This is a genomic window from Kitasatospora sp. GP30 (assembly GCF_029892145.1).
Taxonomy (GTDB): domain Bacteria; phylum Actinomycetota; class Actinomycetes; order Streptomycetales; family Streptomycetaceae; genus Kitasatospora; species Kitasatospora acidiphila.
On record NZ_JARZAH010000056.1, the window covers coordinates 24,188 to 37,394 of the forward strand.

Annotated in this window: 9 protein-coding genes; 6 read left to right on the top strand and 3 right to left on the bottom strand. The window is 72.9% G+C overall.

Going from position 1 to position 13,207, the window contains the following annotated elements:
- Positions 1–84: 84 nt before the first annotated feature.
- On the bottom strand, positions 85–1,842 hold the full coding sequence (locus tag P3T35_RS37955) for a carboxyl transferase domain-containing protein (protein ID WP_280709496.1): 1,758 nt from the start codon (positions 1,840–1,842) through the stop codon (positions 85–87).
- Positions 1,843–1,973: 131 nt separating this feature from the next.
- Between P3T35_RS37955 and P3T35_RS37960 the strand changes: the two genes are divergently transcribed.
- The 3 genes from P3T35_RS37960 to P3T35_RS37970 all read left to right on the top strand — a co-directional run bounded on the left by P3T35_RS37960 (position 1,974) and on the right by P3T35_RS37970 (position 8,346).
- Positions 1,974–2,804 (top strand): TetR/AcrR family transcriptional regulator, encoded by an 831-nt coding sequence (locus tag P3T35_RS37960; protein ID WP_101381686.1) that lies wholly within the window; start codon positions 1,974–1,976, stop codon positions 2,802–2,804.
- Positions 2,805–3,024: 220 nt separating this feature from the next.
- On the top strand, positions 3,025–6,903 hold the full coding sequence (locus tag P3T35_RS37965; RefSeq protein WP_101381687.1) for an ABC transporter ATP-binding protein: 3,879 nt from the start codon (positions 3,025–3,027) through the stop codon (positions 6,901–6,903).
- 186 nt (positions 6,904–7,089) lie between these two features.
- Positions 7,090–8,346: an MFS transporter gene (locus P3T35_RS37970; RefSeq protein ID WP_143676869.1), complete on the top strand. Its 1,257-nt coding sequence runs from the start codon at positions 7,090–7,092 to the stop codon at positions 8,344–8,346.
- A gap of 22 nt (positions 8,347–8,368) precedes the next feature.
- Here the strand turns inward: P3T35_RS37970 and P3T35_RS37975 are convergent, their stop codons facing one another.
- Positions 8,369–9,277, bottom strand: a complete 909-nt coding sequence (locus tag P3T35_RS37975) for an ATP-grasp domain-containing protein (protein ID WP_101381689.1) — start codon at positions 9,275–9,277, stop codon at positions 8,369–8,371.
- A gap of 185 nt (positions 9,278–9,462) precedes the next feature.
- Here P3T35_RS37975 and P3T35_RS37980 point away from each other — a divergent pair, with 185 nt between their 5' ends.
- Complete coding sequence (locus P3T35_RS37980) at positions 9,463–9,966, top strand: NUDIX domain-containing protein (RefSeq protein WP_101381690.1); 504 nt, start codon at positions 9,463–9,465, stop codon at positions 9,964–9,966.
- 18 nt (positions 9,967–9,984) lie between these two features.
- On the opposite strand, the gene P3T35_RS37985 is transcribed toward P3T35_RS37980, so the two are convergent.
- A complete protein-coding gene (locus tag P3T35_RS37985; protein ID WP_101381691.1) occupies positions 9,985–10,986 on the bottom strand; it encodes a hypothetical protein in 1,002 nt (333 codons plus the stop codon).
- 236 nt (positions 10,987–11,222) lie between these two features.
- Here P3T35_RS37985 and P3T35_RS37990 point away from each other — a divergent pair, with 236 nt between their 5' ends.
- A complete protein-coding gene (locus P3T35_RS37990; RefSeq protein ID WP_101381692.1) occupies positions 11,223–12,170 on the top strand; it encodes an LD-carboxypeptidase in 948 nt (315 codons plus the stop codon).
- 53 nt (positions 12,171–12,223) lie between these two features.
- Positions 12,224–12,922 carry a nucleoside/nucleotide kinase family protein gene (locus tag P3T35_RS37995; RefSeq protein WP_107503359.1) on the top strand — a complete coding sequence of 233 codons (699 nt, stop codon included), beginning with the start codon at positions 12,224–12,226 and terminating at the stop codon, positions 12,920–12,922.
- Positions 12,923–13,207: the final 285 nt, after the last annotated feature.

The following is a 13,207-nucleotide window of genomic DNA, read 5'->3' on the forward strand; positions in this document are numbered from 1 at the left end:
CCGCCGACGCCCACCGAGCAGGCGGCCGTCGGCGGGTCGTCCCGGTGGGTGCCCCTCTGGGGCAAGCCGTGCCGACCATGGCGGTCACATCCGGAAGACGCCGTAGGGGGCGGGAGGTGTCAGCGGCGCGTTGGCGCAGGCGGTCAGGGCCAAGCCGACCACGGTGCGGGTGTCCTTCGGGTCGATCACCCCGTCGTCCCAGAGCCGCGCGGTGGCGTAGTAGGCGTTGCCCTGGCGCTCGTACTGCTCGCGCACGGGCCGCTTGAACTCCTCCTCCGCCTCGGCCGGCCACTCCTCGCCGCGGGCCTCGAACTGGTCGCGGCGGACGGTGGCGAGGACCGAAGCGGCCTGCTCGCCGCCCATGACCGAGATCTTGGCGCCGGGCCACATCCACAGGAAGCGAGGCGAGTAGGCACGACCGCACATCGAGTAGTTGCCCGCGCCGTAGGAGCCGCCGATCACCACGGTCAGCTTCGGGACCCGGGTGCAGGCCACAGCGGTGACCATCTTGGCGCCGTGCTTGGCGATACCGCCCGCCTCGTACTGGCGGCCGACCATGAAGCCGGTGATGTTCTGCAGGAAGAGCAGCGGGATGCCGCGCTGGTCGCAGAGCTCGATGAAGTGCGCGCCCTTGAGTGCGGACTCCGCGAACAGCACGCCGTTGTTGGCGACGATGCCCACCGGGTGGCCGTGGATCCGGGCGAAGCCGGTCACCAGGGTGGCGCCGTACTCCGCCTTGAACTCGGCGAAGCGGCTGCCGTCGACCAGACGGGCGATCACCTCGCGCACGTCGTACGGGGTGCGCGGATCGACCGGGACGGCTCCGTACAGCTCGGCCGGGTCGACTGCGGGAGGCTCGACCGGGGCCAGCGCCCAGGGCTGCGGGGTGCGCGGACCGAGGTCGGCCACGATGGTGCGCACGATGGACAGGGCGTGCTCGTCGTTCTCGGCCAGGTGGTCCGTCACCCCCGAGGTGCGGGAGTGCAGTTCACCGCCGCCGAGTTCCTCGGCGGTCACGACCTCACCGGTCGCCGCCTTCACCAGCGGCGGCCCGCCCAGGAAGATGGTGCCCTGGTTGCGGACGATCACAGCCTGGTCGCTCATCGCCGGCACGTAGGCGCCGCCGGCGGTGCAGGAGCCGAGTACGGCGGCGATCTGCGGGATGCCCGCAGCGGAGAGCCGTGCCTGGTTGTAGAAGATCCGGCCGAAGTGGTCCCGGTCGGGGAAGACCTCGTCCTGCTTCGGCAGGAAGGCGCCGCCCGAGTCCACCAGGTAGATGCACGGCAGGCGGTTCTCCAGCGCCACCTCCTGCGCCCTCAGGTGCTTCTTCACCGTCATCGGGTAGTAGGTGCCGCCCTTAACGGTGGCGTCGTTGGCGACGATCATCACCTCGCGGCCGGCCACCCGGCCGATGCCGGCGATCACACCAGCGGCCGGTGCGGCGCCGTCGTAGAGGCCGTCGGCAGCCAGCGGGGCGATCTCCAGGAATGGCGAGGCCGGATCGAGCAGGGTGTCCACCCGATCGCGCGGCAGCAGCTTGCCACGTGAGGTGTGCCGCTCCCGTGCCTTGGCGCCGCCGCCCAGCGCGGCAGCGGAGAGCTTGGCGCGCAGTTCGGCGACCAGCTCCTGGTGCGCCTCGACGTTGGTCCGATAAGCGGCAGACCCGGTGTCGATGGTGGACCGCAGCCGCGGGGCCGGAGCAGCGGCCGCGGCGGTGACCGCGCTCGGCCCGCTGGGTGCCGCAGTCTGGACCAGGCCGGCAGCCGAAGGCATGCCAGCGCGTGGCGATCCGGCGGTCTCCGGCGAATACGGAGAGACGAAGCCGGGGGTCGACAGGGTCATCCCAAGAGCTCCCTTGCGCCCGGGAACCAGTGGGCGATGAGCCGAATCGGCTTTTCGCCCCCAAGTTAATGATGGTTAACTCCTGGCGCCAGGTTAACCACCGATAACCGGCGCTGTCTACGATGGAGCCCATGCCGAACAGTCCTGTCGCATCTGTGACCCCTCGCCGAGACCAGATCCGTCGGGAGGCCGCACGGCTTTTTGCCGCGCGCGGGTTCCTCGGCGTCGGCGTGGACGAGATCGGCAAGGCGGTCGGCATCAGTGGCCCCGGGCTGTACCGCCACTTCCCAGGCAAGGACGCGATGCTCGCCGACCTGTTGATCGGCATCAGCGAGCGTCTGCTTGACGAGGGCCGCCGTCGATCGGCCACCGCGGCGGGGCCGGCGGCCGCGCTGAACGCGCTGATCAGCGGCCATGTCGACTTCGCGCTGGACGACTCCGATCTGATCACGCTGCATGACCGCGAGCTGCTGCACCTGAAGGAGGAGGACCGGCGACGGGTGCGCCGCTTGCAGCGCGAGTACGTGGAGCTGTGGGTCGCCACCGTGCGGGCCGCGTTCCCCGCGCTCGCCGCCCCCACCGCCGGGCCGGCCGCGCGAGCCGCCGTGCACGCGGTCTTCGGGCTGCTGAACTCCACGCCGCACAGCCTGGGCGTACGCCCATCGGCCCAGGCCCAGCCTCAGGCCCCGTCCGAGGTCCCGTCACTGACTGCAACCGCGTCTGCAGTCGCGACTGCGACGCCCACTGACCGGGACGGCGGCAGCCGGATCGGCCTGCTGCCGCGTGGCGAAATGGCGACCCTGCTGCACCGACTGGCCCAAGGCGCGTTCGCAGCCGCAGCCGGCCCCGACAGCCAGCAGGTCGAGCAGGCCCAAGCAGCCCAGCAAGCCGAGCAAGCCGAACCGGCCCGACACGCCGAGCGGGCCGGGCGGGGCGAACCGGCCGAGCAGATCGCCCCGTAGGGCAAGTAGACGGCTCCTCCGGTCCTAGGACGAGCGCCCGGGTGCGCCCCCGTCCGTCGACCGGTGCGCCCGTGTGCATCTGAGCGCAAGGCTGAGAGGGAAGGAAAGCCGGCCGTCGACTGTTTCTCCAGCCGGCCCCACCCGCCCACCGCAGAGCCCGTCCGTCGGCCCCGAATACATCGTGGACGACCGCCTCAGGAAATGGTTAGTATCCCTAAATATGCCTGATACTCACGGCTCCACCGGGGAGATATCCACAGCGTCGGAAGCAGCCGCCGCAAGGCAGACCCCCACACCGCCGACCGAAGCCGACAGCAGCACCGCAAGTCAGGGCTGGCTGCGTCGTCTGAACGCGTACTGCTGGCGCTACCGCCGCAACTTCCTGCTGTCCTTCGGCGCCTCGCTCGCCGGGATGGCGGTGACGGCGCTCGTCCCGCTGATCACCAAGATGATCATCGACGACGTCATCACCACCCACAAGCGCTCGCTCGCCCCCTGGGCCGTCGCGCTGATCGTCGCCGCGCTGCTGGTCTTCGTCTGCACCCAGGTCCGCCGCTACAGCGCCGGCAAGCTCGCCCTCGACGTGCAGCAGGACCTGCGCACCGACCTGTTCCGGTCGCTGACCCGGCTCGACGGTGCCCGCCAGGACCGCCTGGACACCGGCCAGGTGGTCGGCCGGGCCACCTCCGACCTGCAACTGGTCCACGGCCTGCTCTCGATGCTGCCGATGATGACCGGCAACCTGCTGCTCTTCCTGATGTCGATCGTGGTGATGTTCTGGCTCTCGCCGCTGCTCACCCTGATCGCCCTGGTGATGGCGCCGGCCCTGTGGTGGATCGCCGACCGCAGCCGCAAGCGCCTGTTTCCGGCCACCTGGGTCGCCCAGCAGGAGGCCGCAGCCGTGGCCGGCGTGGTGGATGGCGCGATCGGCGGCGTCCGGGTGGTCAAGGGCTTCGGCCAGGAGGAGCAGGAACTCGGCAAGCTGGAGCGTGCCTCGCGCGATCTGTACGGCGCCCGGCTGCGCTCGATCCGGCTGAACAGCCGTTTCACCCCGGCCCTGCAGGCGGTGCCGGCGCTCGGCCAGGTCGCCGTGCTCGCGCTGGGCGGCTGGCTGGCCGTCCATCACTCGGTCACCCTGGGCACCTTCGTCGCGTTCTCCACCTACGTGGCCCAGATGACCGGTCCGGTCCGGATGCTCACCATGGTGCTGACGGTCGGGCAGCAGGCGCGGGCCAGCGTGGAGCGGGTCTTCGAGCTGGTCGACGAGCGCCCGCTGGTCCAGCAGGCCCCGGACGCCCAGGAGCTGCACCCGGTGCCGGGCGCCCCGGCACTGGAGTTCGACCAGGTCGACTTCCGGTACCAGGCAGCCGATCAGCACCACGCCGAGGCCGACCACGCCGCGGCCGACGGTGCCGAGGCCGATCGCGCTGACGTTCCGGCCGAAGCCCCGGCCGAAGCCCCTGCTGTCCTGCGCGGCCTGTCGCTGAGCGTGGCCCCGGGCGAGACCCTGGCGCTGGTGGGTGCCTCCGGCTCCGGCAAGTCGACCGTCGCCCAGCTGATTCCGCGGTTCTACGACCCGACCGCCGGCACGGTCCGGCTCCACGGCCAGGACCTGCGCGACCTGACCCTGGACGCGGTCCGCTCGGTGGTCGGCATCGTGCCGGAGGACAGCTTCCTGTTCTCCGACTCGGTCCGCGCCAACATCGCCTTCGGCCGCCCGGACGCCACCGACGAGGAGATCGAGGCCGCCGCCCGCGCCGCCCAGGCCGACGAGTTCATCCGTGCGCTGCCCGAGGGCTACCAGACCAAGGTGGGAGAGCAGGGTCTGACCCTCTCCGGCGGCCAGCGCCAGCGGATCGCCCTGGCCCGCGCGATCCTCGCCGACCCCCAGGTGCTGCTGCTGGACGACGCCACCTCGGCCGTCGACCCGCAGATCGAGGCCGAGATCCACCGGGCGCTGCACCAGGTGATGGCCGACCGCACCACCGTCCTGATCGCCCACCGCCGCTCCACCCTGCAGCTGGCCGACCGGATCGCGGTGCTGGACCGCGGCGGACTGCTCGACATCGGCACCCACGAGGAGCTCGAGGAGCGCTGTCCGCAGTACCGGGCACTGATCACCGACCCGGATGCCGCACCCGTGGCCCGTCCGGAGGCCGCCCCCGGGCCGGACGCGGCCCCGGCGCCCGTCCGCACTCCGGCCGCCGCGCCCCAGGCCGGCGCCGCCCGCTCGGCCGACCCCGAGCTGCTGGCCAAGGTCGCGGCGCTGCCCCCGGCGACCGACACCCCGGCCGTGCCGCTCGCCGAGGCCGCCGCCGGCGACCCGGACTTCTCGCTGGCCCGCCTGCTGAAGCCGTTCCGCCCGGCCCTCGTGCTGGCCTTCGTGCTGCTCGCGCTGGACGCCGCGGCCGGTCTGGTGGTGCCGATCCTGATCCGGCACGGCATCGACAACGGCGTCACCAAGGCCGCGATGTCCGGCGTCACGGCCGCCGCGGCGGCCGCACTGGTCGTGGTGCTGCTCGACTGGCTGGTGCAGAGCATCGAGTCCAGGGTCAGCGGTCGGACCGGCGAGCGGGTGCTCTACAGCCTGCGGCTGAAGATCTTCGCGCACCTCAACCGGCTCGGCCTGGACTACTACGAGCGCGAGCTGTCCGGCCGGATCATGACCCGGATGACCACCGACGTGGACGCGCTCAGCTCGTTCCTGCAGACCGGCGTGGTCACCGCGGTGGTCAGCCTGATCACCTTCTTCGGCATCTTCGTGGCCCTGCTGCTGATCGACGCCGGCCTGGCCCTCACCGTCTTCGCGGTGCTGCCGGTACTGGCCGTCGCCACCGTGGTGTTCCGCCGCAAGTCCAAGGCGCAGTACCAGGTGTCGCGCGAGCTGATCAGCACGGTCAACGCCGACCTGCAGGAGAACGTCGCCGGGATGCGGATCGTGCAGGCGTTCCGGCGCGAGAACGACACCGTGGCCCGGTTCGTCGAGCGCTCCACCGAGTACCGCAACGCCCGCGTCCGGGCCCAGCTGTACATCTCGGTGTACTTCCCGTTCGTGCAGTTCCTGTCCAGCGTCGCCGCCGCGCTGGTGCTGATCGCCGGCGCCTCCCGGGTGCACGACAACACCCTGACGGTCGGTGCGCTGGTCGCCTACCTGCTCTACATCGACCTGTTCTTCGCTCCGGTGAACCAGCTCTCCCAGCTCTTCGACGGCTACCAGCAGGCCGCGGTGGGCCTGAGCCGGGTCCGCGAGCTGCTGCGCACCCCGACCAGCACTCCGCCGGCCGCCGACCCGGTGCCGGTGCAGCAGCTGCGCGGCGAGGTCGGCTTCGAGGACGTCACCTTCGCCTACAACGGCGGCGGCGAGGGCAACCCCGAGGTGCTGACCGGCATCGACCTGCGCATCCCGGCCGGTCAGACGGTCGCCCTGGTCGGTGAGACCGGCGCCGGCAAGTCCACCTTGATGAAGCTGGTCGCCCGGTTCTACGACGCCACCGGCGGCACGGTCCGGATCGACGGCACCGACGTCACCACGTTCGACATGACGGCCTACCGCCGCCGGCTCGGCGTGGTCCCGCAGGAGGCCTACCTGTTCGCCGGCACGGTGCGCGACGCGATCGCCTACGGCCGGCCCGAGGCCACCGACGCCGAGGTGATGGCGGCGGCGAAGGCGGTCGGCGCCCACGAGATGATCAGTGGTCTGCGCGGCGGCTACCAGCACGAGGTGACCGGCCGCGGCCGCAACCTCTCCGCCGGCCAGCGCCAGTTGATCGCCCTGGCCCGCGCCGAGCTGGTCGACCCCGACATCCTGCTGCTCGACGAAGCCACCGCCGCCCTCGACCTCGCCACCGAGGCGGCCGTCAACCGCGCCTGGGACCTGCTGCAGGAGGGCCGGCCGAGCCGGCCGCAGGGCCGCACCACCCTGGTGATCGCCCACCGCCTCACCACCGCGGAGCGTGCCGACCGCGTGGTGGTGCTCGACCACGGACGGGTGGTGGAGGACGGCACGCACACCGAGCTGCTGGCGGCCGACGGGGTGTACGCGCGGCTCTGGCGGGCGTTCATCGCCGACGGCAGGATGCCCGCCGAGGTAGCCGGCTGACGGGTCGTTCGATCACGGACGGATCTCGTGGCGGTCTCGGCTCCGCGCCGACACGGCCGACTTCCGGGTAACGGGGCGCCATCTGGTACGCGGGTGGCGCCCCGACCTGGTAGACATGCGGGGCGACCGTGCGGGGAGAGCGGGGCGCGCTCCTGAATCCCCCTGAGGTCGAGAGGCCCCGAGCCCATGTCCCCGCGCCTTCGCGTGGCGGGGCGCAGTACTGCGCACCACGCTCCCCATCCGGCCGCCGCCACCAGCCTGGCACTGGTCGCCCTCTTCACGGTCGGCTCACTGCCCGGATACCTGGCCCCGGTCATCGTCAGCCGCCTGATCGGGCACTCCGGTCTGACGGCGGCTCAGGCCGGCGTCGCCGGCAGTGCCCTGCTGCTCGCCTCGGCCTGCGCCGGAATCGCCCTGGCCGGCCGGGTCGCCGCGCTCGGCCAGGGGCGGCTGGCCCGGCTCGGTCTGGTCCTGCTGCTGATCGGCGCCGCAACGGCCGGTACCGCGCCACCCGGGCAGCCCCGGCTGCTGGTCACCGGCTGCCTGCTCGGCGGGCTGGGCGCGGGCACCGCCGCCGCGGTCGCGGCCACCGGCATCGCCGCCGCGGCCGAGCCGCACCGCACCTCGGTGCGCGGTCTGCTCGCCACCTCCGGCACCGCCAGCCTCCTCTACCTCCTGCTGCCCAGGCTGGGCCAGGACCCCGCGCTGCCGTTCCTGGCCCTGCTGCTGCTCGGCGTGCTGGCCTTTCCGCTGACCCTGCGCCTGCCCGCCGGCCCGGCCCGGCGCGCGACCGAACCGGCCCCGCCGCGCCTGCCGCGCCGCGGCGCCGGACTGGCGCTGGTGGCGAGCCTGGCGCTCTGGTCGCTGGCGCAGAACGCGCTCTGGGCGGTGAGCGCACAGATCGGGCTGCACCAGGCCTGCCTGACGGAGCGTCGGCTCGGCCTGGTGCTCGCCCTGGCGCTCGGCGGCGGACTGCTCGGCGTGCTGGCGGCCGACGCGCTGGGCGACCGCGCGGGGCGAGCGCTTCCGGTCGGCGCCGGTACGGCGGCCATCGCGGTCTGTGTCACGGTGAGCACGGTGACCCGTTCGGCCAGTGGCTTCGCGGGGGGCGAGGTGCTCTGGAACGGGCTCTACCCGCTGGTGCTCAGCTACCTGATCGGGGCGGCCGCCGCCCTCGACCCGGCGGGCCGCTGGACCGTGCTGGCCGGCTGCGCCTGCGCGCTGGGCCTGGCCGGCGGCCCGCTGACCGGCGCCACCCTGACTGCCTGGGCCGGCTACCGATGGCTCGGCGCCGCCCTGGGCGGGGTGCTGCTGCTGACCGCGGTCCCGCTCACCCTGGTCGCACGCACCGCCGCCCGGGCCGCCGAACCCCCGCCCGAGGGCACCACCCAGGCGGGGCTGCCCGCCCAGCGGCCACCCGGCGACCGGACGCCGCGAAGCTGACCAGTGGAGCTGACGGGTGAAGCTACGTGGAGATCAGCGAGGAGATCAGGCCGGACACCTCGGTGCCTCGCGGCAGGTCGCTGACCTGGCCGTCGCCGACCTCGACGACCATCCAGCCGCCGCCGTCGGCCAGTCGAGCCAGGTCGGTGGTGACGAACCGGCAGCCGAGTGAGCGCACCAGCGAGCGGACCACCGTCAGGTCCGGCGCGGGCAGGAGCTCCGGTGTGTCCGGGTGCGGCCCGGTCAGCACCGGCTCGCCGTCCACCCACCAGACCCGGGCCTCGGCCGCCCGCACCGGCCGATCCGCGGCGTTCGGCCCGGCCGCCCCGCCGTCGGCGGGTGCGAACGCGTGGAACCGCCGCAGCACCACGCCGCCGGCCAGGAACTCGCCCTGCAGTTCGACGAATCGGGCGACCACCCGGGTCAGCGCGGGCAGATCGGCAAGGTCCGGGATGTAGCAGGCCTCGTGCCACTCGTGCTTGCGCGACTTGACGTAGTCCTTGACGATGGCCGGCCCCTGCCCGCCCAGCCGGGCCGCCGCCCGGGCGAGCTCCTCCGGGTCGGCTGCGGCCGGCAGCCAGACGCTGTCCGGCGTGGCTCCCTCGAACGTGCTGTACCAGCCGGGCAGTTCGTGGGCCGTGGCGTAGGCGGCGGCGCTGGTCAGCAGCTGGCAGCCACGCTGCGCGAGGGCACGGACGAACCCCGCGTAGGCGGCCACCGGCAGCATCCAGCCCCGGTACCAGGCCGGACCGGTGCCGACCGGCACCTGCCGGACCGCCTCGGCGGCCGCGCCGGCGAGCAGCGCGTCATGGTCGACCAGCGCGGTCTCGCCGCCCAGCCCACGGACCAGTTGGGCCTCGTAGGAGAAGTGCGGGTCGACGCGCCGAGGGTTCAGCGGGTCCTGCGGCAGCAGGATGGTCGGGGCTGGCATGGCCCACAGGGTAGCGGGGCAGCGGCTGCCGAACGGTCGGTTTGACCGCCCCGTGCTGCGGGCGCGTCCGGCGATCGGTGCGCCGGGAAGTGCAATCGGGAGCACCGGAGGGCGCTCGGGTGGTGGGGAGGGCGCACCGGACGGGCGAGTCGACACCGGCAGCGCCCCACTGGCAAGCTGCCCGGATGCGAACTCCCCGTCAGGCCGCCAGGACCGTGGTGATCGACCCGGACGGCGCGGTCTTCCTGCTCCGCTCCGACAACGACGAGGTCGGCCCGCACTGGAACCCGCCCGGCGGCGGCATCGACCCCGGCGAGACCCCCGAACAGGGCGCCCGGCGCGAGCTGCGCGAGGAGACCGGCTGGCACGACCTGAGCCCCGGCCCGCTGCTCTGTACCTGGGAGCACGACTTCACCAGGATGGGCGTCCCGGTCCGCCAGTCGGAGCACATCTACGTCACCCGGGGCCCCCGCCGCGGCCCGGTCGGCGACGTCAGCGAGGCCCACGCCCAGGACCGGATCCTGGACTGGCGCTGGTGGACGCCCGCCGAGCTGGCCGATCCGAAGGCCGAACCGCTCTGGCCGCCGACCCTCGCCGAACTGGTCACCGCCGTCCGGGTGGCTTGGGCCGAGGGACGCGAGGGAATCGACCCGGTGCACTACGGCTACCTTCCCAACCCGCCGCACTGACTGAGACCGGAGGAGCCGTCAGGAACGGCGACGGGCCCCGGGCCGCTCGGCGGCCACCTGCCAGTCCCGGGGCTGCAGCTCCCGATCGTGCAGGGCCTCGGTGTTCACCACGACCGTGAGCTCGGCCTCGGCCAGCTCCGCCCGGCTCAGCCCGGTGGTGTCGAGCAGCAGCTCGGTCGGCACCGAGATCGCGATCGACGGCCGCCAGGCGGGCAGCACGGCGAGTGCGGTGCCCCGGCCCACCTTGATCAGTTTCGCGCCGACCCGGCGACGGGAGTCCTCCGCACGCGCCCCGCCCAGCGGAACCGACTGACGCGGACTGCCGATCAGCACCCCCAGTGGGGCCTCCGAGAGCACCGCCGGCGCCTCGGCCCCACCGCCCAACGGCGCTACCGGCTCCGCCGGGACCGCCGGCGCTTGTGGCTCGGCCGGCGCCCAGCCGTGTCCATCCCCGGTAGCCGGGGCGCTGGGCGCGCCGGGCCGGTTCGCACGGCGCGGCGGCAGTTGGCGCCGGACCCGTGGCCGGGGGCGCCCACTGCGCGGCGTCCAGCCATCCGCCGCCCCCTGCAGGGCCCGTGCGCCGTCCCGCTGGGCCGGCACCGAAACGTCCCGAGGCTCAGCCGCCGCCGTCTGGCCGTCGGCCGCGGCACCGGCGAGCGCGAGCAACTCCCGGACTTCGCTCACCGACTGATGACTGGCCACCGCCAGATCACCCAGATCCGCCCCCTGCTCGTACGCGGACCGCAGCCGTTCGGCCAGGCCGGCACGGAGGTTGGCCGTCGTCGCGCCCGCGTCCGAGCGCTCGACGGCATCCGGGGCAGCGGCGGCCGGCCCGGAGGCGGCGTCATCGACCGGCGCGGACCCCGACGAGGAGTCGGTGACCGACCCGGAAACCGACGAGGCGTCAGCGACCGCCGACCGGCTCGATCCGGTCGGCGAACAGACCCGGGGCAGCGTGGACTCCGCCGGAGCAGCGCAGGGCTGATTCGGTGTGTCCATCGGAATGAACGACGAGCTCATCGGTAGGTCCTCCGCTGTACAGTCCGCCCGAATCCTGCCGTACCGGAGGGGGAACGTCCATGGCGCAACCAAGCCAACCGGACAGGCCGTCCGGCGGATACCTCCGGCCACCACGGTGAACTGACCGCCCATCAGCGACCGAGCCCGGTGCGCGGTCGTCCACCCCCAGACATCAGATGCCCGCTGAGCGGTGACAATAAGGTCGAACACCTGAACCGGCGCAAAGGACGACCCACATGGCCACCCCCTCCGCCGCATCCAGCGGCCTCACCAGCCCGCGCCGACTCGTCCCCGGCGACCGGGTGGCCGTGGTGGCACCCAGCGGCCCGATCGACCCCGACCGCCTCGACGCCGGCTGCGCCCTGTTCCGGTCCTGGGGGCTGGAACCGGTGGTGGCCCCCCACGTCCTCGGCGCCCATCCGCGGCTGCGCCACTTCTCCGGCACCGACGCCGAGCGCGCCGCCGACTTCCAGCAGGCCTGGCTCGATCCCGGCATCGCCGCCGTCATCTGCGCCCGCGGCGGCTACGGCGCACAGCGGGTCGTCGACCTGGTCGACTGGACGGCGCTGAGCGCCGTGCCGCCCAAGGTGCTGATCGGGTTCAGCGACGTCACGGTGCTGCACGAGCAGGTGGCCCAGCGCCTCGGCCTCGCCTCGCTGTACGGGCCGATGGCCGCGGCCACCTCATTCATCACCGACCCCGGAACCGCCGAACACCTGCGCCGCACCCTCTTCGAACCCGAGACGGTGCGCATCCTGACCGGTCCCGAGGCCGGCCCGCTCGTCCCCGGCCGGGCTCACGGCGTCCTCGCCGGCGGCTGCGCGTCGGTGCTCGCCGTCGACCGCGGCACGCCCAGCGCCCGTCCCTCCTTCGCGGGCAGCCTGCTGATCCTCGAGGACGTCAACGAGCACCCCTACCAACTCGACCGGATCCTCACCCAGTTGCTCCGTTCCGGCGCGCTGGAGGGTGTGCGGGGAGTCGTGCTCGGCTCCTGGGAAGGGTGCGGGGCGCCGGACCGGGTGCGTGACGTGATTCTGGAGCGCCTCGGCCCGCTGGAGATTCCGATCCTCTGGGAGCTCGGGTTCGGGCACGGCCCGTCCACTCTCACTGTGCCGCTGGGTCTGCCCGCTGTGCTGGACGCCGATGCCGGCACCCTCACGCTGGACCTGCCGGCCCTTGTCTGAACAGCCGGGTCGTTTCCGCCCACTGGACAGTCCGCCCACTGGACAATGGAGCGATGGAGAACGGTCGAACCGAACATCGTGACGAGGCCCAGCCCGCCGCACTCGCCGGCGAGTTGCTCGGCAGGTTGCACGCCCCTCGGACGGGCGGGCGGCTGCTGCTCGGCCTGACCGGCGCGCCCGGTGCAGGAAAGTCGACCCTCGCCCGCCGCCTGGTCGACGAGGTCAACCGCGCCGCCGGCACCGGCACGGCCGCCTATGCACCCATGGACGGCTTCCACCTCTCCAACGGCCAACTCGACCGGCTCGGCCTGAGGCACCGCAAGGGCTCGCCGTCCAGCTTCGATGTACGCGGCTACGTGGCCCTGCTCCGCAGACTCGCCGGCGACCGGTTCCATGACATCTACGTTCCGGACTTCGACCGCGTCCTCGACGAGCCGGTGGCGGCTCGCCATCTGGTCACACCCAGCACCCGGCTGGTCGTGACGGAAGGCAACTACCTCGCTGCCGACGCACCCGGCTGGACCGAAGCCCGCGAGCTGCTGCACGAGGTCTGGTACCTGGACGCGGCCGACGACCTTCGAGCGGAGCGGTTGACTGCCCGCCAGCTGGCCGGCGGCCGCGACCTGGAGGAGGCCCGTGCCTGGGTGCGGCAGAACGACCAGGCGAACGGCGAGTACGTGAAGCTGAGCCGGTCGCGCTGCACCCGTACTGTCCGGGTGGCCCGGTTTGCCCCGGCCGATGAAGAGGAGTAGTGTTCACAAGTCGCTCGGCTGGGAGCACCGGACACGTGTCTGCGCGGACGGTCCCGGAGCGGCCACTCTCCCGGAACACCCCTTCAGCAGTCCATTGCGGCTTTTCGCGCGTGCATGCCTTTTATAGGCCCGCGTGGAGACGCCTGTTCTGCTGTGTCGGTAATTCTTGAGAGTGCGGCCGGGATTCGCTTTTCGGGGCGGAGCTGAGCTAAAGTTCAACACGTCGGACGGGCCGTCAGGTCCGATACGGCGAAGGCCTCCTGAGGCCGAAGCGGTGCGGAAGAC

Bases quoted from the DNA above. Each gene is read 5' to 3' on its own strand.
- P3T35_RS37960 (WP_101381686.1), top strand. From the start codon at position 1,974: ATGCCGAACAGTCCTGTCGCATCTGTGACCCCTCGCCGAGACCAGATC.
- P3T35_RS37965 (WP_101381687.1), top strand. From the start codon at position 3,025: ATGCCTGATACTCACGGCTCCACCGGGGAGATATCCACAGCGTCGGAA.
- P3T35_RS37970 (WP_143676869.1), top strand. From the start codon at position 7,090: ATGTCCCCGCGCCTTCGCGTGGCGGGGCGCAGTACTGCGCACCACGCT.
- P3T35_RS37985 (WP_101381691.1), bottom strand. From the start codon at position 10,986: ATGAGCTCGTCGTTCATTCCGATGGACACACCGAATCAGCCCTGCGCT.
- P3T35_RS37980 (WP_101381690.1), top strand. From the start codon at position 9,463: ATGCGAACTCCCCGTCAGGCCGCCAGGACCGTGGTGATCGACCCGGAC.
- P3T35_RS37990 (WP_101381692.1), top strand. From the start codon at position 11,223: ATGGCCACCCCCTCCGCCGCATCCAGCGGCCTCACCAGCCCGCGCCGA.
- P3T35_RS37975 (WP_101381689.1), bottom strand. From the start codon at position 9,277: ATGCCAGCCCCGACCATCCTGCTGCCGCAGGACCCGCTGAACCCTCGG.
- P3T35_RS37955 (WP_280709496.1), bottom strand. From the start codon at position 1,842: ATGACCCTGTCGACCCCCGGCTTCGTCTCTCCGTATTCGCCGGAGACC.
- P3T35_RS37995 (WP_107503359.1), top strand. From the start codon at position 12,224: ATGGAGAACGGTCGAACCGAACATCGTGACGAGGCCCAGCCCGCCGCA.